17 protein-coding genes, 2 tRNA genes and 1 pseudogene are annotated in these 22589 nt (G+C 68.0%); 17 read left to right on the forward strand and 3 right to left on the reverse strand.

From position 1 onward, the window contains the following. The first annotated feature begins 23 nt into the window (after nucleotides 1-23). The 9 genes from GXY35_09130 to GXY35_09170 all read left to right on the forward strand — a co-directional run bounded on the left by GXY35_09130 (nucleotide 24) and on the right by GXY35_09170 (nucleotide 11799). Complete coding sequence (locus GXY35_09130) at nucleotides 24-455, forward strand: hypothetical protein (GenBank protein ID NLW94741.1); 432 nt, start codon at nucleotides 24-26, stop codon at nucleotides 453-455. A gap of 4 nt (nucleotides 456-459) precedes the next feature. Beyond that, complete coding sequence (gene pseG / locus GXY35_09135; protein NLW94742.1) at nucleotides 460-1500, forward strand: UDP-2,4-diacetamido-2,4,6-trideoxy-beta-L-altropyranose hydrolase; 1041 nt, start codon at nucleotides 460-462, stop codon at nucleotides 1498-1500. Beyond that, on the forward strand, nucleotides 1490-2056 hold the full coding sequence (locus GXY35_09140; protein NLW94743.1) for a GNAT family N-acetyltransferase: 567 nt from the start codon (nucleotides 1490-1492) through the stop codon (nucleotides 2054-2056). The genes pseG and GXY35_09140 overlap by 11 nt, the downstream gene beginning before the upstream one ends. Next, nucleotides 2053-3117 carry a pseudaminic acid synthase gene (pseI, locus tag GXY35_09145; protein ID NLW94744.1) on the forward strand — a complete coding sequence of 355 codons (1065 nt, stop codon included), beginning with the start codon at nucleotides 2053-2055 and terminating at the stop codon, nucleotides 3115-3117. Before GXY35_09140 ends, pseI begins: the two co-directional genes overlap by 4 nt. Before the next feature lie 7 nt (nucleotides 3118-3124). Beyond that, on the forward strand, nucleotides 3125-4465 hold the full coding sequence (locus tag GXY35_09150; GenBank protein ID NLW94745.1) for a hypothetical protein: 1341 nt from the start codon (nucleotides 3125-3127) through the stop codon (nucleotides 4463-4465). Continuing rightward, the gene (locus GXY35_09155; protein ID NLW94746.1) at nucleotides 4462-5841 is read left to right on the forward strand and encodes a glycosyltransferase; all 1380 of its coding nucleotides are present in this window, start codon (nucleotides 4462-4464) and stop codon (nucleotides 5839-5841) included. The genes GXY35_09150 and GXY35_09155 overlap by 4 nt, the downstream gene beginning before the upstream one ends. Before the next feature lie 22 nt (nucleotides 5842-5863). Further along, nucleotides 5864-6970, forward strand: coding sequence for a glycosyltransferase (locus GXY35_09160; protein NLW94747.1), 1107 nt, complete (start codon nucleotides 5864-5866; stop codon nucleotides 6968-6970). 62 nt (nucleotides 6971-7032) lie between these two features. Further along, nucleotides 7033-11106 (forward strand): glycosyltransferase, encoded by a 4074-nt coding sequence (locus tag GXY35_09165; protein ID NLW94748.1) that lies wholly within the window; start codon nucleotides 7033-7035, stop codon nucleotides 11104-11106. 198 nt (nucleotides 11107-11304) lie between these two features. Continuing rightward, on the forward strand, nucleotides 11305-11799 hold the full coding sequence (locus GXY35_09170; GenBank protein ID NLW94749.1) for a hypothetical protein: 495 nt from the start codon (nucleotides 11305-11307) through the stop codon (nucleotides 11797-11799). Here the strand turns inward: GXY35_09170 and GXY35_09175 are convergent. Further along, complete coding sequence (locus tag GXY35_09175) at nucleotides 11721-14651, reverse strand: sulfatase-like hydrolase/transferase (protein NLW94750.1); 2931 nt, start codon at nucleotides 14649-14651, stop codon at nucleotides 11721-11723. The two genes, GXY35_09170 and GXY35_09175, sit on opposite strands and share 79 nt — an antisense overlap. 834 nt (nucleotides 14652-15485) lie before the next feature. Beyond that, nucleotides 15486-16985, reverse strand: a complete 1500-nt coding sequence (locus GXY35_09180; GenBank protein NLW94751.1) for a hypothetical protein — start codon at nucleotides 16983-16985, stop codon at nucleotides 15486-15488. 259 nt (nucleotides 16986-17244) lie between these two features. On the opposite strand from GXY35_09180, the gene GXY35_09185 reads away from it, so the two are divergent. Beyond that, the gene (locus tag GXY35_09185; protein NLW94752.1) at nucleotides 17245-17385 is read left to right on the forward strand and encodes a hypothetical protein; all 141 of its coding nucleotides are present in this window, start codon (nucleotides 17245-17247) and stop codon (nucleotides 17383-17385) included. 43 nt (nucleotides 17386-17428) lie between these two features. On the opposite strand, the pseudogene GXY35_09190 reads toward GXY35_09185, so the two are convergent. After that, nucleotides 17429-18218 (reverse strand): annotated as a pseudogene (locus GXY35_09190) (glycosyltransferase family 2 protein). A 352-nt stretch (nucleotides 18219-18570) separates the two neighbouring features. Between GXY35_09190 and rpsB the strand changes: the two are divergent. From rpsB to GXY35_09225, 7 genes are all read left to right on the forward strand, one after another. Continuing rightward, entirely contained in the window at nucleotides 18571-19500 is a 930-nt protein-coding gene (gene rpsB, locus GXY35_09195; protein ID NLW94753.1) for a 30S ribosomal protein S2, read from the forward strand. 56 nt (nucleotides 19501-19556) lie between these two features. Further along, complete coding sequence (tsf, locus tag GXY35_09200) at nucleotides 19557-20132, forward strand: translation elongation factor Ts (GenBank protein ID NLW94754.1); 576 nt, start codon at nucleotides 19557-19559, stop codon at nucleotides 20130-20132. Between the two features lie 48 nt (nucleotides 20133-20180). Continuing rightward, entirely contained in the window at nucleotides 20181-20972 is a 792-nt protein-coding gene (locus tag GXY35_09205) for a UMP kinase (GenBank protein NLW94755.1), read from the forward strand. Nucleotides 20973-21091: 119 nt separating this feature from the next. After that, complete coding sequence (gene frr, locus GXY35_09210) at nucleotides 21092-21652, forward strand: ribosome recycling factor (GenBank protein ID NLW94756.1); 561 nt, start codon at nucleotides 21092-21094, stop codon at nucleotides 21650-21652. A 118-nt stretch (nucleotides 21653-21770) separates the two neighbouring features. Next, nucleotides 21771-21845, forward strand: a tRNA-Lys gene (locus tag GXY35_09215). Nucleotides 21846-21946: 101 nt separating this feature from the next. Beyond that, nucleotides 21947-22363: a four helix bundle protein gene (locus tag GXY35_09220; GenBank protein ID NLW94757.1), complete on the forward strand. Its 417-nt coding sequence runs from the start codon at nucleotides 21947-21949 to the stop codon at nucleotides 22361-22363. Between the two features lie 59 nt (nucleotides 22364-22422). After that, nucleotides 22423-22498: transfer RNA gene (locus GXY35_09225), tRNA-Glu, on the forward strand. The last annotated feature ends 91 nt before the right edge of the window (nucleotides 22499-22589 follow it).

Here is a 22589-nt window from a genome sequence, read left to right on the forward strand (position 1 = left end):
CCTGGGGCCCGAAAGGAGACGGAATGCCGGACGACGGGGGGTTCTCGACCGAACAGGAGGCCTTTTGGGCCGGCGCCTTCGGCGACGAGTACACGGAGAGGAACCGGGCGGAGAGGCTGCGGGCCGCAACCATCGCCCTCTTCGCCAGGATCCTGTCCCGCACGCGCTCCGTGGAGACGGTGATCGAGTTCGGCGCCAACATCGGCCTGAACCTCCTCGCCATCAGGACGCTCCTCCCCGGCGTGAGGTGCTCCGCGGTCGAGATCAACCGCAAGGTCGCCGCGGCGTTGCGCGCGATCACGGGCGTCACGGTGTTCCGCTCCTCCATTTTCGATCATCAGCCGGATTCCACGTGCGACCTCGCGCTGTCCAAGGGGCTTCTCATCCATATCGCGCCCACGCGGCTCTCCGACGCCTACGCCGCCTGGTTCCTCATGCAGAAAGGGCCTGCGTGAAGCAGTGAACACCGTGTTCCGTTGCGACGTTTCGCCCGCCATCGGGTTGGGGCACCTGCGCCGGTGCGCGGTGCTCGCGGCGGAACTGAAGGCGCGCGGGGCGCGCGTCGTCTTCGCCTGCCGCGCGGAGGGGATTGATCCCGAGGTCGAGCTCGAGGGGGCGGCGGACGAGATCGTCCCAGTGGAATGGGCGATCCGGCCGGAGGAGGACGCCCGGCTCGTCGCCCGGATCGCGCGCGAACAAGGCGACGCGACGGCCGTCGTGGACCGCTTCGGCGCCGACGGTGGTTTCGGGGCCGCGCTCGCGGGGGAGCGGACACGCTGGCTCCAGTTCGACTGGGCGGCTCGGGAGCCGATCTGGGCGGACTGGATCCTCAACGCCAATCCCGCGGCCGAGGGAGACGTCTACCGAAGCCTCGCGAGGAAGGCCGGGGCGAGCCTCCTCCTCGGGCCCTTGTATGCCCTGCTCCCGCCGCGATTCCGGGAACTGGCTCGAAGGCGGTGGGACCGCGGTGCGGAGCGGCTCCTCGTGACGCTCGGCGGCGGGGATGACCGCGGGGGGACGGAACTCTGCCTCGACGCGCTGCGGCTCCTCGACCCGCGACCGGCGTGCACGGTGCTCGTGGGGCCGTTCAACCCGCGCCGACGCCGCATCGAGGAGAAGGCGGCGGGGTGCGGCGGGGACGTGACCGTGATTTTTGGGGAACGGGACGTCGCCGCAAAGATGGCGGAGGCGGATATCGCCGTCATCGGCGGCGGGACGACGACCTTCGAGGCGGCCGCGATGGGTCTGCCGTTCGTCGCCATCCAAATTGCGAAAAACCAGTCCCGCAACGCGGAGGCATGGGATCGCGCGGGCGCGGGCCTCGATGCGGGCCCCGTGGAGCGGCTCGCCCCGGAGCGGCTCGCCGGCCTTCTCGCCAGCCTCCTGGAGGACGGCGCCCGCAGGGCGTCCCTCTCCTCGGCGGGCATGGCACATGTCGACTGCCGCGGGGCGGCGCGGGTCGCCGACGCATTGACGGAGGGAGGGCGGCATGCCGCGTGAACGGTATCCGGAGATGGTGCTGCGCGGCGAACGCATCCTTCTCCGCCCGATGCGGGAGGAGGACGCGGAGGCGGTGGTGCGCTGGAGGAGCGATCCCGCAGTGCGCCGCTGGTTCTTCTCGACGGATCCGATCACGATCGAGTCCCACCTCGCCTGGTTCAGGAGGGAGAAACCGGACCGGATCGATTACGTCATCGTCCTCGAAAAGACGGGGCGTCCGATCGGCACGGTGAGCTTCATAAAGTTCGACCGCCGGGCGCGCACCGCGCAGGACGGAACGATGATCGGGGAGCCCGCCCTGTGGGGAAAGGGGTACGGGCGCGAGGCGCTCCTCCTTTGGCTCTCCTTCGGTTTCGAACGGCTCGGCCTCAGGAGCATCGACGCACAGGTCAAGATATCGAACGAGAGGAGCGCCCGGCTGCTCGAGCGGCTCGGTTTCTCGACGACGGGAAGGATGCACACGGAGAGGGGGGAGGAGTTTTTCGCGATGACGCTCACGCGCGACGAGGCGGAGCGGCGCGGGATCGTCGCGCCCTCCGGAGGGGAAACGCAATGAGGACTGAGGCCGCCTGCATCAGGATCGCGGGGAGGAGGATCGGCGCGGGCCATCCCGCCTACCTCGTCGCCGAGCTCTCCGCCAACCACCGCGGCAGTTTCGAGGAGGCGGCGGCGCTCGTCCTCGCCGCGCGCGAGGCGGGCGCCGACGCGGTGAAGCTGCAAACCTACACGCCGGACACCATCACCATCGACTGCGACGGGGAGGCGTTCCGGCACCGCGCCGGCTCCCTCTGGACCGGGAGGACGCTCCACGAGCTGTACCGCGAGGCGCACACCCCGTGGGAGTGGCAGCCCCGCCTGAAGGCGATCGCCGATGGCCTCGGCATCGCGCTCTTCTCCACCGCCTTCGACCCGACCGCCGTGGAATTCCTCGAGCGGATGGGCGTCCCGGCGCACAAGGTCGCCTCCCTCGAGATCACGGACCTGCCGCTCATCCGCCTGATGGGCGCGACCCGGAAACCGCTCATCATCTCGACCGGCATGGCCACCCTCGATGAGATCGCCGAGGCGGTCGACGCCGCCCGGGGGGCGGGGGCGCGCGAGATCGCCCTGCTGCGTTGCGCGAGCGCCTACCCCGCGCGGCCCGAGGATATGCGCCTCGCCTCCATCCCCGACCTCGCCGCCCGGACCTCCCTCCCAGTGGGGATCTCCGACCACACGCTCGGGATCGAGGTGCCGATCGCGGCCGTGGCGCTCGGGGCGTGCATCGTGGAGAAGCATTTCACCCTCTCACGCGCCGCGGGAGGCCCCGACGCCCTCTTCTCAGCGGAGCCGGAGGAGTTCCGACGGATGGCGCGCGCGGTGCGCACCGTCGAGAAGGCGCGCGGGACTCCGTGCTACGGCCCGGGACCGCACGAGCGGGAGAGCCTCAGGTTCCGACGCTCGCTCTACGTCGTGGAGGACACGGCCGCCGGGGAGACGTTCACGGAGCGGAACGTGCGCTCGATCCGCCCGGCCGGGGGCCTTTCGCCCAAGCACCTTTCCGAGGTGCTGGGAAAAAGGGCCGCGAGGGCGGCCGCGCGAGGCACGCCGCTCTCATGGGACCTCGTCGCGCGGTGACGCATAGGTGGCCATGACGCCGCACCCGTTCATCGAGGCCGTGTTCGGCGCGGAGCACCCGGAGAACCTCTACTACGGGCACGCCGGAATCCTCCGGCGCCATGCCGGCGTGCGCCTGCCGTACCGCGTCCCGGGCGTCATCCAGCACGGTTGGGTCGGCGACCATCCCGGCATCTACGGCGACCTCGCCCTGTACGGGTACGAGGACAGGATCCGCCGTTACTTCGTCTGGGGGCGCAGGAACCTCGCCCGGTGCAGGGCGCTCGGCTTCCCGAACGCCACCGCCATCGGCGCGCCATTCCTGTATTCGGGTCCACCCCCGGAAGGCGCGCGCCACCCGCGCGGCCTCATCCTCGTCCCGGCGCACTCCTGCGAATGGACGGAGTACGCCGACGCCGAGTCCTCCTACCGCGCCTACCTCGACGCGGTGGAGGGGATACGGGACCGGTTCGACCCGATCGCGGCGTCGCTCTACTGGCACGACCGCCGCACGCCGGGTCTCGCCCGGCTCTTCGAGGAGCGGGGGATCCGCGTGGTGGGCTTCGGGCACAGGAACGACCCGGCGTTCCTCTCGAGATTCCGCTCCGTCGTCGAAGAATACGCCTTCATGTCCTCGAACGCCTTTGGCTCCGCCCTCTTCTACGCCCTGCAGATGGGCAGGAGGGCTTTCCTCTACGGCCCGTGCTTTCGTTATCGGAACGACGATCCGTCCGCGGCCGGGAGGCCGCCCATCCGCGCGCAGTTCTCGAAAATCTACCCCGGCCTCCTCTGGGAGAATTTCGACGGCGAGCCGCACCCGGAGATCGCCCGTGAGGAGCTGGGCACGGAGTTCGCGCGGTCGCCGCGCGAACTGCGGCGCCTGATGGGCTGGACGCCCGGCCGCCTCCTCGGCGCCGCGTGCGCCCGCCTGCTGCCGAGACGCCGCCTCTTCGTCCGCGAGGGCGCGTGCACCGGTCTCGCGGGGGCGCGCACGGGTATGGGCGGGGCGGTCTTCCTCGGGCGCCGCGGGGAGGAGGACGGGGTCACCCTCTTCTTCCTCGCACGGGAGCGCCTGCGGCCTAGCCTCAGGATCTTCGTGCACGCCTTCCCCGAGGACCGGGGATCGCTGCCTCCGGCGCGGCGGGAGCACGGCTTCTTCAACCTCGACCACGATCCCCTCGTGCCGGCGCATCGCTGGCCGAAAGGGAGGGCGTACGCCGACACCATCGCGCTGTCCGTCCTCCCGTCCGGGCGCCACCGGCTCGAGGTCGGCCTGTTCGACGAAAAGAGCCTGACGGTGCTCGGGACGGCGGACGCGGGAACGGTCGAGATCCCGGCGCCCCCCGCGGCGAGGGGGAACGCACCATGAGCGGGATCAGGATCAGCGCCGTGGTCCCGACGCGCAACCGGTGCGGCGATCTCGAGGTGTGCCTCGGGTCGCTCGCCGCGCAGAACCTCCCCCCGGACGAGTACGAGATCGTCGTCGTGGACAACGGCTCAACCGACGGGACACGTGAGGCGATTGGACGGTGCATCCGGGCGCATCAGGGCCGGTCGATCGTGTGCGTCGGCGAGCCGGAACTCGGCCTTGGGCCGGCCAGGAACGCCGGGATCCGGGCCTCCCGCGGCGAGATCGTGGCGTTCATCGACGACGACGCCTCGGCATCCCCGCGGTGGCTGGCGTCTCTTCTCGACGTCCATGCGCGGTGGAATGCGGACATCGTCGGCGGCCGGATCGTACTTGACTATTCCGAAGAACGCCCGGCCTGGCTCGGGGGGGAACTGGAGGCGTGGCTGAGCGCCCTCGACCTGGGCGGGGAGGCGCGCCCGGTGCGCTATCCCGAACAACTGTTCGGAGCCAACATCTCGTTCCGGCGGGCGTGGCTGGACAAAACCGGCGGCTTCGACCCCGCCCTCGACCGCAAGGGCTCCTCGCTGGCAAGCGGCGGCGACACGGACCTCCTTTGGCGGATGCTGCGGATGGGGGCGCGGGCCGTGTACGAACCGGAGGCGGTCGTGACGCACCGGATTCCGGCCGAGCGGCTGACGCGGGGTTGGTTCGTCAGGCGGATGTACCAGGGCGGTCGGTCGAACCTCATGATCAGCGTCCGGCACGAGGGGCGGCTGAAGGCGATGCGGCGGTCCGCGTTCTTCGCCGCGCGTGTCGGGCGCGCGCTGGCCCGGAGGCCGCCGCGCCCCTTCGCGGTCCTCCTCGAAACAGCGCAGCTCACCGGGTACCTCTGCGCGACGGGGCGCGCCCTGTTTCCGCTTCGGGCGCTTTTCGAGGAGTGGGCCGCGGCGCGGCGGGAGACGGCGCGGCAGGCGCGCCTGTACCGTCCGAGCGAGGTGGAGGGGATGATCGCGCATCGGATTGACGCCGAGCTGGGCGGCGTCAGGGTCCTCGGCTGGACGCGGGATGGGAGAACAGCGAAGCTCTTTTTCGGAATCGCGGCGCCTCCGCGCGCGCCGCTCCTTGTTTTCTGTCATCTGCACCCGAAGTCGTGTGGTATGCTACCCGCGGAGCACCGCCCGCACGGGTTCCTCAACCTCGACCACCGGCCCGCGCTTCCGGCGCGCAGGTGGCGGAGCGGAAGGGTATTCATCGACGAGGTGGACCTGCGCGATATCCCCGCCGGGGAATACCGGCTCGCGTTCGGCCTCTGCGACGCGAGGACCCTCGCGCGCATCCCGGTGCGGGGAACGGGCGCCGATCATCTGGAGACCGGCCCGTTCGCCCTCGGGTGAAGCGCCCACGGAAGGAAAAGGGATGAACCCCAAGATCACCGTGGTAATCCCCTGCTACAACCATGGCGCCTTCCTCGATGAGGCGGTGAACTCCGTCCTGGCGCAGACGATGCAGGATTTCGAGATCGTCGTCGTCGACGACGGCTCCACGGACGAGGAGACCGCGCGGGTACTCCGCGACAGCCGATGGCCCAAGACTGTCGTGTACAGGACGGAGAACCGGGGACCGTCTGCCGCGCGGAACACGGGGATCCGGAGGTCAGCCGGAGAGTACCTCTGCTGCCTCGACGCCGACGATCTGCTGGAGCCGACGTGTCTCGAGAAGACCTCCCGCCTGCTGGACGAGGAGCCGGACGTGGGGATCGCCGGCTTCTGGTACCGGACATTCGGGGAGGAGGAGGCGGAACGGACGCCCGCGGGCTGCACGCTCGAGGATATCCTGGGTGCGTGCATCCTGCGCCCAACCGCGCTCTTCCGCCGCGAGGCATGGAACAAGAGCGGGGGCTTCGACGAGCGGTTTAAGAGCGGCTACGAGGATTGGGACTTCTGGATAGGCGTGATGGAACGGGGCTGGCGCGCCCGCATCATCCCGGAATTCCTCTTCCGCCAGCGCGTACAAGAGGGGTCGCGCAACACGGAGAGCGACAGGCCTGAGGTCCGCGCCCGGTTCATGGAGGAGATGATCCGGAAGCACGAAGCGGTCTACCGGGAACACGCGATCCCCGCGCTCATGCAGAGGGAGTCCCTCATCGGGGAGCTCAGGGACTGGACCAGGCAGCAGGACGAGGCGAAACGCTGGTACCTGGCCCGGAGCGCCGAGCACGAACGGCGCATCGCCCGCCTCGACGCCGAGCTGGAGCTGCAGGCCGGCGAGATGCAGGCCCTTCAGCAGGAGTCGGCGGGACTGGAACGGAGATACGCCGCACACGATGCGTCGCTCGAGGCCGTCCGGCGGGCGATTGAGGCGCGGGAAGAAGAGCTCCGCAGTATGCGCTCCTCCCGGGAATGGAGACTCGGCCGCGCCTTCCAGGAGGCGAAGCGCTCCCCCTGCGCGGCCCTCCTCCTGCCGTTTCGCGCGCTGCGTTTCGGCCTCGGCCGGCGCGGCGATGAACGCGCGGAGGGCCGATGAGCACGCCGCCCGGAACCCCGTCGATACCGCCTCTTCCCTGTCCCGGTGAGGACGCGCCCGCCATGGACCGCCGGGTCGACCGCGGCCGCGCGCCCCACCCCCTTTCTTCCGCGGGGTACCCGCGGGTTTCCGTGGTGATCCCCTGCTTCAATCTCGGCCGCTGGCTCGACGAGGCGGTCGAGAGCGTCCTGCGTCAGACCGTTCAAGAAACCGAGATCGTCGTCGTCGACGACGGCTCGACCGACGCGCAGACCGTCCGGCTCCTCTCCGGGTACCGGAAGCCCCGGACCACGGTGCTCCGCGGCCCGAACCGGGGCCTGCCCGCGGCGAGGAACCTCGGGATCGCGCGCGCGCGCCCCCCCCTCGTGATGTGCCTCGACGCCGACGACATCCTCGAACCCACCTGCATCGAACGCGCCGCGCGGACCCTCGACGAGGAACCGACCGTTTCCATCGCGAGCTTCTGGCTCCGCGCCTTCGGCGACGACGCGTGGGACTACACCCCCGTCGAGTGCACGCTCCGGGATATCCTGGTGGAGAACAAGATCTGCTGCTGCGCGATGTTCAGGCGGTCGATGTGGGAGGAGATCGCCGGATACGACGAGGCATTCACACGGGGATACGAGGACTGGGAGTTCTGGATACGGGCCCTCGGCCGCGGGCACCGCGTCCGGATCATCCCCGAGATCCTGTTCCGGTACAGGATCCGCGAGGGGTCGATGCGCAAGGGCAGCGACCGGCCCGAAAACCGCGCGCCGATCATGCGGGCGCTCATCGAGAAGCACGCCGATCTGTTCCGGCAAAACGTGCTTCCGGCCCTCATCGGCAGGGAGAGGATCGTCGGGGAGTTAAAGGACTTCGCGCGGCAGCAGGACGAGGCGAAGCGGTGGTTCCTGTCCCGCGATCTGGAGCACCAGAGGCGAATTGCGCAGCTCGAGGAGGATGGACAACGGCTGGCCGGCGAGGCGCGAGACCTCCGGGAGAGAATCGCGCGCCGGAAGGAAGAACTCTCCGCGCAGGAGGAACGGCTGTCGCGCCTGCGCGAAACCCTCGATCGGAGGGAGCACGAGTTCCGCGCGATCGTCGGATCCAAGGCGTGGAAGCTCGGCTGCGCCTTCCGGGAGGCCAAGCGCTCCCCGCGGGCGGCCCTTCTCCTGCCGCTGCGTCTCGCCGACTTCGCGTGCCCGGACTGCATCAAGCGCTTCGTCGGAAAAATGCTCCTGATTCCCCCCGGGGAACCGGTGCGGAAAGGCTGGTACCTGTTCCCGCACCGGTTTTTCGACCGGGCCCTGCCGCCTTCGGTGAAGGCGCGGTTCCCGACGTGGCCGCGCAACGCGGCCCGTGCCGTCTTCCGGACCACGGACGAGCGCCTCTTCCGCCAGAAGAGGTGGGACGGCCCGCTGGTCACCGTGGTGATCCCCTGCTACAACTACGGCCGGTTCATCGACGAGGCGATAAAGAGCGTGCGCGCGCAGACCTTCTCGAACCACGAAATCATCATCGTGGACGACGGCTCCACGGATCCGTTCACCGTCCAGAAGCTCGCGGAGGTGGAGCGGCGCGCCCTCCCCGGCGTGCGGCTGATCCGCCAGACAAACGCGGGGGTGTCCGCCGCGAGGAACCGGGCGATCGAGAAGGCGCGCGGAAAGTATATCTGCTGCCTGGACGCCGACGATCTCCTCGATCCGTCCTACCTCGAGAAGTGCCTGCTTGTCTTGGAGAGCCGGAACCTGGACCTGTGCTATTCCCACGTGCGGATATTCGGGGACGAAACCGGCTCCTGGGAGACCGGCGCATTCGACCTCGCGCGGCTTCTGCGGGAGAACTGCGTCTGCACGGCCGCGGTCTTCACCCGAAAGATCTGGCGGAAGGCGGGCGGATTCAAGGCCGTCATGAGCCGCGGGTGGGAGGACTGGGACTTCTGGATCGCCGTCGCCGCGGCGGGGGGGCGCGGCGGCGTCCTCCCCGAGCAGCTGTTCCTGTACCGGCGGCACGGGGAGACTCGCGACGTCGTGGCCGCCGCCCGGCACGCGGACGCGCTCTGGACGCAGATCAGAGCCAATCACAAGGCGCTCTACGAAAGCCGGGTGAAATCCCCGCGGAAGAGGAACTTGGTCGTGCAGGACCCGTTCGTCAATCTGTGGGGCGGCCTCTCCTCACCCTCGGAGGAAGATCGGTCTCGGGGCGTCCTCTTCCTGATCCCCTGGATGGTGCTCGGCGGGGCGGAGTCCATCCTCTGCGGCATCGCCGGAGCGCTCCGGAAGGCGGGGGGCGCGCGGGTGCATATCGTCGCCACAGACCGGCCCCTCCTCTCGATGGGCGACTCCTCGGACGAATTCAGGCGGATCACCCCGCATCTCTACCGGCTCCCCGACCTGCTCCCGGAGCGGCTCTGGTACGACTACCTCGAGTCGTACATCCGCCATCGCGCGATCGACACCCTGTTCGTATGCGGGTGCAGGTTCATCTACCCGCACCTCGCGCGGCTCAAGGCGCGGTTCCCGAAGCTGCGCGTGGTGGACCAGATCTTCAACGACTCCCCGATGGGACACGTGGAGAACAACCGGAAGTACGTACGGTGGATCGACCTCACGTTCATCGTCGCGGAGAAGCTTCGGCGCTCCATCCTCTCGCGCTTCGGCGGCGACCCGGCGCGGTTGCGGACGCTCTATCACGGGGCAAACACGGCCCTGTTCGATCCCGCACGCATCGACAAGGCGGAGGCCCGGGCGCAATTCGATCTGCCGTCGGACAAGAAGATCATTCTGTACGTCGGGCGCCTCTCGGTGGAAAAGAACCCGCTCCTCTTCGTCGAGCTTGCCGCCGCCCTTCGAGAGGATCGAAACCTGCGCTTTGTCATGGCAGGGGACGGGCCGCTCCGCGACGAAACGGTTGCGCGGGTGCGGAAACTCCATCTCGACAACCTCCTGCTCTTCGGCATCGTCCCCCCGAAAGAGATGCCGGCGCTCACCCGCGCGTCGGACCTCCTCGTCGTCACCTCCCTGACCGAGGGGGTTCCGTTGACGATCTTCGAGGCGCTCGCGATGAACGTGCCGGTGGTGGCCTCGGACGTGGGCGGCATCTCCGACGTCGTTCGGGAAGGGGTGCACGGCTTCCTCTTCCGTGACGGCGACTTGGCGGGGTGCGTCGATAAGGTCCGCAGGGCCCTGGGGCACCGTTTCGGGGACCTGCGGACGGAAGCGGTGGGGCGCTACGAACTGCGCGACGTCTACGCCCGCTATTGCGAGATTCTCCAGGACACGGCCACCCCCCCTGTCAGGGCGCTGCCGCTATCCGCGGCGCGGCGCAGCCCCCTTTCTTTCCGCCGCGCGGCCCGCCTCCTCTTCCGGCCCGCGGACAGGCGGAACGCCCGGCAGGAGAAAGTGGATGGCCCCCTTGTCTCCGTGGTCATCCCCTGCCATAACTATGGGCGGTTCATCGACGAGGCGCTCGGGAGCGTGCTCGCCCAGACATTCTCCGACTACGAGGTGCTCATCGTCGACGACGGGTCGACCGACCCCGCCACGCTGGAGAAACTCCGCGAGATCGAGGCGAGAAATCTCCCGCGCGTCACGATCATCCGCCAAGAGAACCAGCGACTCCCCCGCACCCGCAACAACGGAATACGCGCGTCGAGGGGCACCTATATCTGCTGCCTTGACGCGGACGATCTGATCGAGCCGACGTATCTGCAGAAATGCGTGACGGCTCTCGAAAACGGCGGCCTGGATATCTGCTACAGCCACGTCCGGCTCTTCGGCGACGAGGAACGGGTATGGGAGACCGGGGATTTCGACCCCGAGACACTGAAGAGGCAGAACTGCGTCTGCGTGGGCGCGGTGTACAGGAAATCGGCATGGGAGCAGGCGGGCGGCTACAATCCCGACATGAGTCTCGGCTACGAGGATTGGGATTTCTGGCTCTCGATGCTGGAAAACGGCGCGCAGGGAACGGTCATCCCCGAGCCGCTTTTTCTCTATCGCAAACACGGCCGGTCGATGATCGACGGGGCGCAGGAGAGACACAAGTTCCTGTGCGCCCAGATTCGGGAGAATCATCCCGCCCTCTTCGCGGGGAAAGTTTTCCCCCGGGGGACGCGGCGGCGATCCGCGCGGCGACGGACCTTCCCGCGCTGACACCCACCCCCGGGGGGTGCCGCGGCTCCAGGCGTGGGGCGCTGAGCAGTACGGGACGTTCAGCGGCACTACCTTGCTGCGCTCTCTATTTCGCCATTGCGGTGTGGATTCCACTCCCCTCCCCTCCGAGGGATCGGGGCGGGGACCGCGACACCGGCCGGCGGCGCATGCGTCCCGCCGGGAGGAACCGGCATACCCATGACGACCGCTTCGGTGCTGTTTGTTTCTCTGCTGGCCGGCCTCCTCCTCTGGGGGCTTGAGACCGCCCATTCGATCCTCGCCGGGGGGCCGTCTGCGGGCGGCCTGCGGACGCACCTCCCGTTTGCGATGCTCCTCCTGCTCCTGTTCAGCGGATGGGGCGTCGCGGCCGGTTTGATACAGGCCGTCTGTCTCTCCCTGGTGCGGTTCGTCGGGCGGCGGGTGGAGAGGAGACGGGGCCCCTCCCCTGGCCGCCTCGCCGCGGCGGCCTTCCTCGCCGCGATCTGTAGCGCAGACGCTGTGCGCAGCACATTCCCTCTGGATTCGGCATGCCGTACGCCGTCCCGCCCTCTTCTGCACCCCTCCGCCATATCCGACGCGCACGGCGCGGAGAGGGACGCGCCGCGGAGAGACGCTCAGGGTTTTCCCGCGCCGATGGATGCGAGCGCCTTCTCCGCCGCATTCCGGCAGGGGTCGAAGTTCGTCGTGCGCTGAATCTCCTCGAGGACAGGGCGGGCCGACAGGTCGCCGATCTCTCCGAGCGCCGAGACGATGGCGGCGCCGTACCAGGAATCCCTGAACCAGTGCTTCTTTAGGAGTGCCGCGCACAGCGGTTCGGTCGCGCGCCTGTCCTTCAGCGCGCCGATGATCTTGACGGTCCTGATCGCGCTTTGCACGTTCTCCCTGTCATTGCCGCGGATTCCCTCCGCGATGATCGCACAAAGAACGTCGAGGCCGGCCGTATCGCCGAGACGCCCGAGGGCCATCGCCGCCTCCCTGCGGTCCGCGTCCGTTCTCGCGGCGGAAAGGTACGCGCGCAGCGGGCCGGCGGCGGCCCTGTCCCCGAGCAGGCCGAGATAGCGCGCGGCCCTGCGCTTCGACTCCGCCCGGCCGTGTTCCAGCTCTTGGAGCAGGAACGGCGAGGCCTGCGCGTCCCCGATCCTCGCGAGCGTCCAGCCCGCCTGGTTGCGGACAGCCGCGTCCCGTGATCCGAGGAGGGGCCGGATCGCATCCCCGGCCTCCTCGACGAGGCCGGGGGGGAGTGGCGGGGGTCCGCCGCTCGCCGAAGCGAGGAGCCGTTCTAGGGAGCCGACGGCCTCGAGCATCTTCTGGAGCCGCTCGGGGGAGGATTCGCTGCCGATGTGCGGGAGAAGCCGCCGGAGGGATTCGATGTCGCCCGCAGCGCCATGGGCGATCAGCCGGTCGACCTCGTCTCCGCCGCCGCCCCCCCTCAAGGAGAGGATGCGGGTATTCTCGAACTGGTGAGCCGCCCATTTCCCCATCAGCTCCCGCAGAACAGCGGCGGTCTCCGCCTCCTCCCCGTAGAGGTTGCGCGTCTCCTTCGGGTCGTTGGCGAGATCGTACAGCTCATACGCCGTGCTGGCCATGTCGTGGATCAGTTTCCACCGGTCCCTGCGCACCATCCTCTTCGCGATCCTCTCCCCGATGGCCTCCGAGAAGGCGGTCCCCCGGAAGCCGGGCGCATCGCCGGCAATGAGCGGGCCCAGATCGGTGCCCTGCATAAAGGGGCCGCGGGGGAGGCCAAGCAGTGACAGCAGGGTGGGAGCGAGGTCTATCGTTTGAACCGGCACATCCACCACGCGCGCGCGGACCCCCGGAATCCTGAGAACGCACGCCACGTGCGTCTCCTCCTCGTAGAGCGTCCCCCCGTGGTACAGGGAGCCGTGCTCCCCCATCCCCTCGCCGTGGTCGGCCGTGACGCAAAAAACGGTCCGGTCCCACAGCCCCTCGCGCGCGAGATCGGAGACAAGTCTCCCGATGAAACGGTCCACGTAGGCGATCTCGCCGTCGTATCGGTCGACGGGCGAGGGGCCGAAATCGTGCCCCTCGTGCGGCACGAACGGGTAGTGCGGCTCGAGGAAATGAGCCCACGCGAAGAACGGCTGCGATCGGTGCGCGCGTATGAACCGCGACAGCGTCGAATAGACGAACGACGCATCCTCGCTCTTCGCGCCGGCATCCTGCCTAACGGCGAAGCCGAGGCCGGTGCGCTCGAGCGGGTTGTCCTTGTTCTGCATGAAGAGGAGGAGCGGGGAGAAGAACCCCCCGGTCGCGTACCCCTGGGCGCCGAGGATCTCCGCGAGGGTGGGCGGGTCGTCGGCGCGCATCCCAAGGATGAACGAGGAGCCGTACCGGGAGGTCATCAGCCCCAGGATGGAGAAAAAGCTGCTGGGGGCCGGCGCGTAGGCGTTGTGAAAGACGATCCCCTCGCGGGCCATCCGGTCGATGCTCGGCGAGACGGGGCGCGGATAGCCGTAGCAGCCGAGGTGATCCGCGCGGAGCGCGTCCACGGTGACGACGACGAGATTCATCCCCCTCGCGACCCCCGGCAGGCCCGGTTTGTCCTTCAGGACGGACATCTCCGGGTCCAGCATCCAGAACGGCGTCTCGGCCGGGAGTCCGGTCGGCTGGTACGCGGGCGCCCCGGCGAACAGGCCGCGGAGGCGAAACAGTTGCGCGGCGGAGGTCGTGGAAGACTGGATTGCATGCAGCGTGCGGTTCCACGCCCCGCGCGTCCAGGCGACGCGCGGGAGAAAGACAAGGACCGCCGCGGCGCAGCACAGGGCCGCGACGGCCTGTTTCGTTGACAAAAGCGGACGGACGCCTCGCCGCCTTCCCGACACCGTGACGGCCCACGCGCCCTGTACGGCGAGGAAGCAAGCGGCCGAGAGGGCGCCGTGTACGTAGCGGTAGAGCCCGACGTAGCAGGTCGCGTCGACGTACTGGAGGCAGAACGCCGCGGCGAGAAGGACGGCGACGAGCGCACGGCGGCCCCGCGCCCCGACTTCTTCGCGGGCGATGCGCCCCGCGACGGACGCGACGGCCCACGACGCGAGCACGAGCGCCAGGACGGCGAGGAACGACGCCGACGCGACGAGGAGGGCGCGATGGGGGATCCTGGAGATCCGGCGGCCGCCGAAGAGGAGCTGGACGAACCGCAGGCAAAGGGGCGAGAGGAGCAGGGAGGCACACAGGGGCCGCGCGAAACCCCGCCTGCGGCCGAAGACCGGGACGCGTGCGGCGGCGTCCCCGAGCAGGCGCACCAGCGACAGGAAAACCCGCTGCGTGACCCCCCAGAGCGCGCCGAAGAGGGTGGCGGCTGCCGAAATGGCGAGCAGCAGGAGCAACGCGTCCGTAACGCAGCGTACCTGCGCGACGGGGAACAGCAGGGCCCGGGCCGTCTCGAAAACCGCCACGGAGATCGCCGAGATCATCGAAAGGGCGATTGAGACCTGGAGAGGGTGGCGTATGGCCCTTTCCCGGATACAGGCCCACGCCGCGGTGTCTGCCCCGAGAGACGGTTCTTCGGCGGACCGCCGCTTCATCTGACTGCTCCTGGATGCGAGAGAAAGGGGCCCCCGCCCTGCGCCCGTCAGCCCATCATGGCCGTTCAGCTATCCCCGGTCTCGCGCACCGTTCAGTTCGCCCGGTGAACGGCGCGCGCGCGCATATCAGCGCATTTGAGAATATGGACTTCCCATGCCACGACCGTAGTGCGCCTCTCTTGCCGGCAAGTTCTTCGATAAGATTTACTGTTAGGATTTCGTGCCTGTACGGTCGGCTGATCCCTCCTCCCGTGCCTGCGTCTTCTCCGCCTGCAAGCTCCCCCGACGCCCCGCGATGGGCCGCGCGTACCCTGGGGAGGAGATCATTCTACAACAGTTCGATGGGATGGGGTACCGCTGCGAATCGGATCCGTCTATCCGAGAACCTCCACACCCGGCCTCTTCCAGACAGCCCGCGATCCGCTTTTGCGTGCGCCTGCCGAGCCGGACGCGCAGCGCATCCCGGTCAAGGGCACTACCCGCCTCTGCCAACGCCCCGATCTAGACGCGTCGCTCCCCGTGCGCGGCCCGAGCATGCGCGCGACTCCGTCCCCGGAGGGCTGCTCGCCGTCGGCCGTGAGCTTCTCCGGGAAGATGGCGATACGCACTTGCCCGCAGATCAGTGGGAGGGAGCATCGCAGCCCCGGAAAGCGGAAGGCCGTCAAGGAGTCCATGCGGCGCGATACGCACCTCGCGCGGCACAAGGATATGCGCGCGCTCCGCAGGGGAACTCCGGCAGGCATCGTACGCGCCCCCCGCTGAAATGAAGGGGGGTGGAACGTAATTCGCCCCTCATCCCGCGCCGGCCGCCCCCGCTGCCTGCGCCGGACCGCGTCATCCGCCCGGCGCCGACCGGAGGTAGTCCCCGTACGAAGGATAGACGGTGATCAGCGGGTCGGAGACGGGGCGGCGTGGCGGACGCTTCACCTCGATCACCGCCGTCTCCTCTTCCCCTCTCCCCTCGCGGAGCGTATCCAGGTCGAAGGTGATCGGTTGCGGGTAGTGCGCGGCGAGGTATGCCTGGATCGCCCATGGCTGCGCGAAGTCGGGTATCGCGGTGCACCACCACTGTTTGACGTTCACGAGAAGCAGATGCGTGCGGCCGCGCCTGACCTGCGAGTCCACCGCCGCCCAGACCTTCCGGTCGTGCTCCTTCTGGGATCGCCAGAGCTCGTTCAAGGCGTAGCAGTCCAGGAATGCCAGGTACGAGAAGATCAGGAACGCGGCAGCGCATTCCAAGAGGACGCGTCTCCGCGGCAGCGAGGCGAGCGGCAGCGCCGCGAGGACGGCGAGGGGGACGCCGAACCCGTACAGGTACCTGCTCTGCATCGGGCGCATCCGGGTCATCACACCGTAGGCGACCGGGAGCCAGATGAGCACGATCCAGGCCGCGGCGCAGACGGCGACCAGCGCGGCGAGGCGGGCGCGCCCGACCGTGGAGGGCGCGGCGGCGCGGCGCAGGGGGAGGAGGCCCGCGAGGAATATAGCGGCGCCCGCAGCCGCGGCCGCCAACGTCCGCCCGGATGGCGGGATGCTGAAGCGGGCGTAGTACCACGTCCGGGGGTTCAGGGAGTAGAGGATTGTTTTCGCGCAGTTCGAGACGGCCGCCGTGAACAAGGCTGGATCGAGCGCCCCGGGGGGGCGCGTCTGGCCGGGGAATGCAGCCGTATTCGTCGCGACCGCGGCGAGGTAGACGGCCAAAAGGATGGCGCCGACCGCAAGCGGGACGCCCAGGCGCATACGGTCCCGCAGCAGGCGCGTCGTCGAGGCCCGGGAGGCGAGGGACGCGAGGAGCAGGATGCACGGGGTGGCGTAGAGCAGCGCCAGTGTCTGCTCCCCCGCGAACTGGGCCAGCGTGAACCACGCGGTCAGTGTCCATACATCGAGAAACCTGCGGCGGAGCGGGTTCAGCAACCGGTGGAGATAGAGGAGGTAGAACAGGACGGGGGCGATCTGGAAGAGGGTGTTGACCCAGAAGAGAACGTTCTGCCCGGTGGGCATCACGAGGAAGAAGAAGGCGCTGTAGATCGCCAGTCTCTCGTCGAACCGCGCGAGGATCCTGAACAACGCCGCGGCGACCGCCAGATGGAAGGCGAAATGCAGGAGGAAATGCGGGACGTACCGGTAGCCGAAGGCGAGGTAGGCGAACAGCTTGATGACAAAACTGACGAACTGGATGCGCACCCGGTACTGGATGTACTCGTTGTCGACGATCTTGCGCACCGCGCCGAATACGCCGTCCGTGCGCAGCATCGAGGCGTACTCGTTGAAGAAGCTCCAGTCATCGAGCTTCAGGGTGAGGCAGTCGAGGTTCGCGACGAAGATCGGCAGCATGAGCAGCGCGAGAACCGCCGCGAGCCGGCCAAATCTTACGCCGGCACCCGGTCGGGGGGCTCGTCCATCCTGCGCGGCTGTGGTGTGCATGGCCGCAGGATACCAAAGCGCAGACGTTGTATGCAATACATTCCTGCGGCATAAGATGGAACGTTAAACGCCCCGAGCCTCCATCCGGAACCTCCAATCTGTTCGCCGCCCCGCCCGCAAAAAGCTTCCCTCGCGCCGCCGCCTTTGCCCCATGGATATCCCCGACCTGATGGGGACGATGCTCAAGGGCGGCGAAAAGGTGGTATGCGCCCTCCAGGACTGCTTTTGGCTCGACATCGGGCGCGTGGACAACTATCAGAAAGCGGCGGAGATCTTCAAGAGGAGGAAGAAGGAGTTCATGCCGGTCTGATACCGGCCGACCCCGCGTCGGCCCGGGAACTGTCCCCGGGCGATCAGAACGCCTCCTGCGCGGAGAGGCGCGGGGCGTCAAGCCGTATGCGGGCCCCTTCGGGGTCGAGGAACCTGTAGCGGCCGACCCCGAGCCTGCGCAGCATCACCTGTGCGCTCACCCCCAGGACCCCGATCCCGTAGCGGCAGCTTCGCGTGAAATTGATGCTGCTCGCCTCCTTGAAATACTTCGTGGGGCAGCTTATCTCGCCGATCCGGAAGCCGAAGTAGATCGCCTGGGCGAGCATCTGGTTGTCGAAGACGAAGTCGTTGGAGTTCTCGAGGAGGGGAAGGCGCAGCAGTAGCTCGCGCGTGAACGCCCGGTAGCCGGTGTGGTACTCGGAGAGCTTCTCGCGCATCAGCAGGTTCTGGCAGAGCGTGAGCACGCGGTTGGAGACGTATTTGTATAGCGGCATCCCGCCCTTCAGCGCCCCGTTCCCGATGATCCGCGACGCGATGACACAGTCGTAGACACCGCTCACGATCATCCCGGCCATCGCCGTCGCGAGCCTCGGGTCGTACTGATGGGTGCACCATGATGACGATGTCCGCGCCGTTCAAAAGCGCCAGGGTGTAGCAGCTCTTCTGGTTCGCGCCGTAGCCGAGGTTCCGCCCGTGCACGCAGCTTCTGATCCCGAGCTTGTTCGCCACGGCGAGCGTCTCGTCGGAGGAGTGATCGTCCACGAGCAGGACGTCGTCCACCACGCTCCGGTCGAGTCCGCGGTAGGTTATCTCGAGGGTCTGGGCGGCGTTGTACGCCGGCATGACGACGATGATTTTCTTCCCGTTCAGCATGGCAGTTATGATACACCCTCGCAGACGTTGCATGCAATACTATCCTGCGGAATAAGATGGGACGTTAAACGCCCCGAGCCTCCTTACAAAGCTTCCAATCTGTTCGCCGCCGCGCCCTCAAATAACTTCCCTCGCGCCGCCGCCTTTGCTATAAGGGGGCTGTCGGAAATCCACGCGCGGGCGCCGGCGGCGGTCTCGTGGCCGCGAGGCGGCGCCCCCGCAGAAGGGCGGAACCCGATGTCGGGCGCGCATCCCCTCGCGTGGAGGCGCCTGATGCACGCCGGCAGCGCGCGCGCGCGTTGCGCGAAACCGCTGCCCGGCGAATCGGGCGAACCCTGAAAGGAGACGCACCGTGGCGGTCACGACCATCAGAGAACTCCTCGAGGCGGGGGTCCACTTCGGGCACGAGTCCCGGCGCTGGAACCCCAGGATGAAACAGTACATCTTCGAGGAGCGCAACGGCATCCACATCATCGACCTCACCCAGACCCTCGATCAGGTCGAGGCCGCCTACCTGTTCGTCCGCGACACCGCCGCGGCTGGAAAGACGCTTCTCTTCGTGGGGACCAAGCGCCAGGCGAAGGAGCCGATCCAGGAGGCGGCCAAGAAGTGCGCGTCCTTCTTCGTCACCGAGCGCTGGCTCGGCGGCCTCCTCACCAACATCAAGACCATCCGCAAGAGCATCGGGCGCTTCCGCGAGCTCGACGACCTGGTGACGAGCGGCGTCGCCGATACGCTCCCCAAGAAGGAGCTCGCCGCCATCAGGCGGGAACGGGCGAAGCTCGAGCGCAATCTGATGGGCATCAAGGAGATGACGGAGCTGCCCGGCGTCCTCTTCGTGGTCGATACGAGGAAGGAGCACATCGCCGTGGCCGAGGCGAACCGCCTCGGGATCCCGATCGTGGCCCTCGTGGACACCAACTGCGACCCGACGAAGATCGATTACCCGATCGTCAGCAACGACGACGCGATTCGCGCCATCACGCTGATCGCGGAGAGGATGGCGCAGGCGTACCTCGAAGGCGTCCAGCTCCGTCAGGCGGCGGAGGCGGCGTCGAAGAAGGCCAAGGCCCACAAGGCCGCCGAGGAGGAGAAGGCGCAGGCCGGGCCCGCGAAGCCGAAGGCGAAGAAGGCCCCGGCGAAGCCCGCCAGGCCCCACGCCGCCAAGGGAGACGCGAAGGCGGAAGCCGCCGCGCCCGAGGCCAAAAAGGACGCCGCTGCGCCGGCGGAGGAGAAGCCGGCCGCCGCGGAACCCGCCCCGGAGAAACCGGCCGCGGAATGAGTTGAAGAGGAATCAGGATTCCTGAGGGAGGAACGAACGTGCAGGTCACGGCAGAGATGGTAAAGGAGTTGCGCGAGAAGACGAACGCGGGTCTGATGGACTGCAAGCGGGCCCTCGCGGCTACGGGGGGCGATGTGCAGAAGGCGATCGATTACCTCCGGAAGAGCGGGCTCGCGATCGCCGCCAAGAAGGCGGGGCGCGCCGCGGCCGAGGGGGTCATCGGCGCCTACATCCATCACGGCGACAAGATCGGCGTGATGGTCGAGGTCAACTGCGAGACGGACTTCGTCGCGCGGAACGCCGACTTCAAGGAGTTCGTGAAGCTCGTGACGCTCCAGATCGCCTCCGCGGCGCCGACCTACCTGGCCTCCTCCGAGGTCCCCGAGGAGGTGCTCGGGCGGGAGAAGGAGGTGCTCGCGGCCCAGGTGAAGGGCAAGCCGCCACAGATCGTCGAGAAGATCGTCCAGGGGCGGCTCGCGAAGTTCTACGAGACATGCTGCCTGCTCGAGCAGCCGTCGGTGCGCCCCGAGCACGAGGGGAGGAAGATCCGGGAGCTGCTGACGGATCTGATCGCCAAGCTCGGCGAGAACATCGTCATCAAGCGCTTCACCCGTTACCAGCTCGGCGCCTGAGCCCGGGGATTCGGCACCGGGACCACGGGGCGCCGCGGAGGGGGTCCGATGAAACAACGCTCCTCGAAGGCGCGGTACCGGCGCGTCGTCTTGAAGATGAGCGGAGAGTTCCTCCGCGGCGCGCAGGGCCACGGCATCGACCCGGCGGCGGTCCACTACCTCGGCCATGAGATCCGCGCCGCCCACCGCCTCGGCGTGCAGGTGGGCCTCGTCATCGGCGGCGGCAACATCTTCCGCGGCCTCGAGGCGCACGCCCAGGGGCTCGACCGCACGACCGGCGACTACATGGGTATGCTCGCCACCGTCATCAACGGCCTCGCCCTGCAGGGCGGCCTTGAAAAGGCGGGGGTCCCGACGCGCCTTCAGACGGCGATCGCGATGCAGGAGCTCGCCGAACCGTACATCCGGCGCCGCGCCATCCGCCACCTCGAGAAGGGACGCGTGGTGATCTTCGTCGGCGGCACCGGGAACCCGTACTTCTCCACCGACACCGCCGCGGCGCTTAGGGCGTCCGAGATCGGGGCGGAGGTTTTGCTGAAGGCCACCAAGGTGAACGGCGTCTACTCGGCCGACCCGGTCAGGGTGCGCGGAGCGCGGATGTACCGGCACCTGAGCTACCTGGACGTGCTCCGGAAGAACCTGAAGGTGATGGACTCGACCGCCGTCTCACTCTGCATGGACACGGGACTGCCGATCGTGGTCTTCAATCTCGGCACGGCGGGCAACATCGCGCGGGTGCTGAGGGGGCGCGAGGTGGGGACGCTCGTGAGCGACGCGCCCCGCACGCGCATCGCCCGGCGAGCGGCGCGGCGCGGAGAGGCCGTCTCCGATTTCATCTGACCCTCCTCCCCCGCCGGATGAACGAAAGCGGAGCAACACCCCCGATATTCTGATACCATAGTGCCGTGACGAGGACTCGGTCGGTCGCGCCCTCCTTGTCGCGCGCGGAGGATACGCCTATGACGTCGGAACAGATCCTGGAGGAGATGGAGCTGAAGATGATGAAGACGGCGGAGGTCGTGGAGCACGACTTCTCCGCCGTCCGGACCGGCAAGGCGTCGGCCGCGCTGGTCGAGAATATCGTGGTGGACTACCACGGGACCCAGACGCGCCTGCGGCAGATCGCCGGCATCTCGACGCCCGAGCCGCGCCTGATCGTCATCCAGTCGTGGGACCCGAGCGCCGTGGACGCGATGGAGAAGGCGATCCTCAAGTCCAAGCTCGGCGTCACCCCGGTGCGCGACGGGCGCATCCTGCGCGTCCCGATCCCGGAGCTCAGCGAGGAGCGCCGCAAGGAGCTCGACAAGGTCGTGAAGCACCGGGCGGAGGAGGGGCGAGTCGCGATACGGAACGTGCGCCGCGAGGCGAACGAGCAGCTCAAGCGCCTCCAGAAGGAGGGGAAGATCCCCGAGGACGAGATGGTCAAGGCCGAGAAGAGGGTGCAGGAGAAGACCGACGAGTACATCAAGGAGATCGACCGCCTCCTCGCCAAGAAGGAGAAGGATATACTGGAGATCTGACGCGTCTCGCCCGCGGCCCCCGGCTTCGACCCGGAAACGGATGCATCGGGGGGCGGGAGATCCTTGAATGCATCTGTTGTCTCCCTGCACGCTGCACCTTGTTTCTTTGCCGCCTTTAGGGGGCGTAGCTCAGCGGTAGAGCAGCTGCCTTTTAAGCAGTTGGTCGGAGGTTCGATCCCTCCCGCCCTCACCAGTACTACCGTTGATAGTTTCTCGTTTCTCGTTTCTAGGGGGATAGGGATAACGGAAGAAGAGGCGGGTGCGAATCCTCGGGATGGGGAGAGAGAGGCGCGGATGGCGGAGGAGAAGGGCTTTTTCGATTTCGAAAAGCTGACCGTCTACCGGCGCGCGCTCGAGTTCGCGGACTTTGTTTTTCCCCTGTGCCGGAGGATGGCCCCGGAATACCGGAGCTCTGTCGCCGACCAGTTGCAGCGCGCGGTGGTGTCGATCGCCAACAACATCGCGGAGGGAGCGGGCAAGCTGTCGCACCGGGAGAAGATCAAGTACTATTCATACGCCCTCGACTCGGCGAAGGAATGCGTGCCACCCCTCACGATCGCCCGGAGGCAGGCGCAGATCGACGACGGAGAACTTGCGGCAGGGAGAGAGCACTGTGAGGCGATCTGCAAGATGCTGGTGAAGCTGATACAATCGGTCGAGGCGCGGGAGCTCCGCAGGGAGGTGCGCGACGACCCGAGCCTCTTTCAGTAGGGCATCACAGGTACAATATCCCGAGAAACTAGAAACTATCAACGAGAAACTGCAGTCGCGACCCCATCGTCCAGAGGCCTAGGACTTCGGATTTTCGATCCGACAACCCGGGTTCGAATCCCGGTGGGGTCGCCATCCTTCACGGACAGGGGCGAAAGCCCCTGTCCGTGCTTCATCTTCGACCAGCGGGGACCGCGCACCCACCCGCGCCTGTTGAGCCAATCGG

It is taken from the genome of Chlamydiota bacterium (assembly GCA_012729785.1).
Taxonomy (GTDB): Bacteria; Auribacterota; Tritonobacteria; order UBA1439; family UBA1439; genus UBA1439.

What these genes read in the sequence shown, in the direction of transcription:
- GXY35_09155 (NLW94746.1), top strand. Translation starts at nt 4,462, where the DNA reads ATGAGCGGGATCAGGATCAGCGCCGTGGTCCCGACGCGCAACCGGTGC.
- GXY35_09180 (NLW94751.1), bottom strand. Translation starts at nt 16,985, where the DNA reads ATGCTGCCGATCTTCGTCGCGAACCTCGACTGCCTCACCCTGAAGCTC.
- pseI (NLW94744.1), top strand. Translation starts at nt 2,053, where the DNA reads ATGAGGACTGAGGCCGCCTGCATCAGGATCGCGGGGAGGAGGATCGGC.
- GXY35_09205 (NLW94755.1), top strand. Translation starts at nt 20,181, where the DNA reads ATGAAACAACGCTCCTCGAAGGCGCGGTACCGGCGCGTCGTCTTGAAG.
- frr (NLW94756.1), top strand. Translation starts at nt 21,092, where the DNA reads ATGACGTCGGAACAGATCCTGGAGGAGATGGAGCTGAAGATGATGAAG.
- GXY35_09170 (NLW94749.1), top strand. Translation starts at nt 11,305, where the DNA reads ATGACGACCGCTTCGGTGCTGTTTGTTTCTCTGCTGGCCGGCCTCCTC.
- GXY35_09130 (NLW94741.1), top strand. Translation starts at nt 24, where the DNA reads ATGCCGGACGACGGGGGGTTCTCGACCGAACAGGAGGCCTTTTGGGCC.
- GXY35_09220 (NLW94757.1), top strand. Translation starts at nt 21,947, where the DNA reads ATGGCGGAGGAGAAGGGCTTTTTCGATTTCGAAAAGCTGACCGTCTAC.
- tsf (NLW94754.1), top strand. Translation starts at nt 19,557, where the DNA reads ATGGTAAAGGAGTTGCGCGAGAAGACGAACGCGGGTCTGATGGACTGC.
- GXY35_09140 (NLW94743.1), top strand. Translation starts at nt 1,490, where the DNA reads ATGCCGCGTGAACGGTATCCGGAGATGGTGCTGCGCGGCGAACGCATC.
- GXY35_09175 (NLW94750.1), bottom strand. Translation starts at nt 14,651, where the DNA reads ATGAAGCGGCGGTCCGCCGAAGAACCGTCTCTCGGGGCAGACACCGCG.
- GXY35_09185 (NLW94752.1), top strand. Translation starts at nt 17,245, where the DNA reads ATGGGGACGATGCTCAAGGGCGGCGAAAAGGTGGTATGCGCCCTCCAG.
- GXY35_09165 (NLW94748.1), top strand. Translation starts at nt 7,033, where the DNA reads ATGGACCGCCGGGTCGACCGCGGCCGCGCGCCCCACCCCCTTTCTTCC.
- GXY35_09160 (NLW94747.1), top strand. Translation starts at nt 5,864, where the DNA reads ATGAACCCCAAGATCACCGTGGTAATCCCCTGCTACAACCATGGCGCC.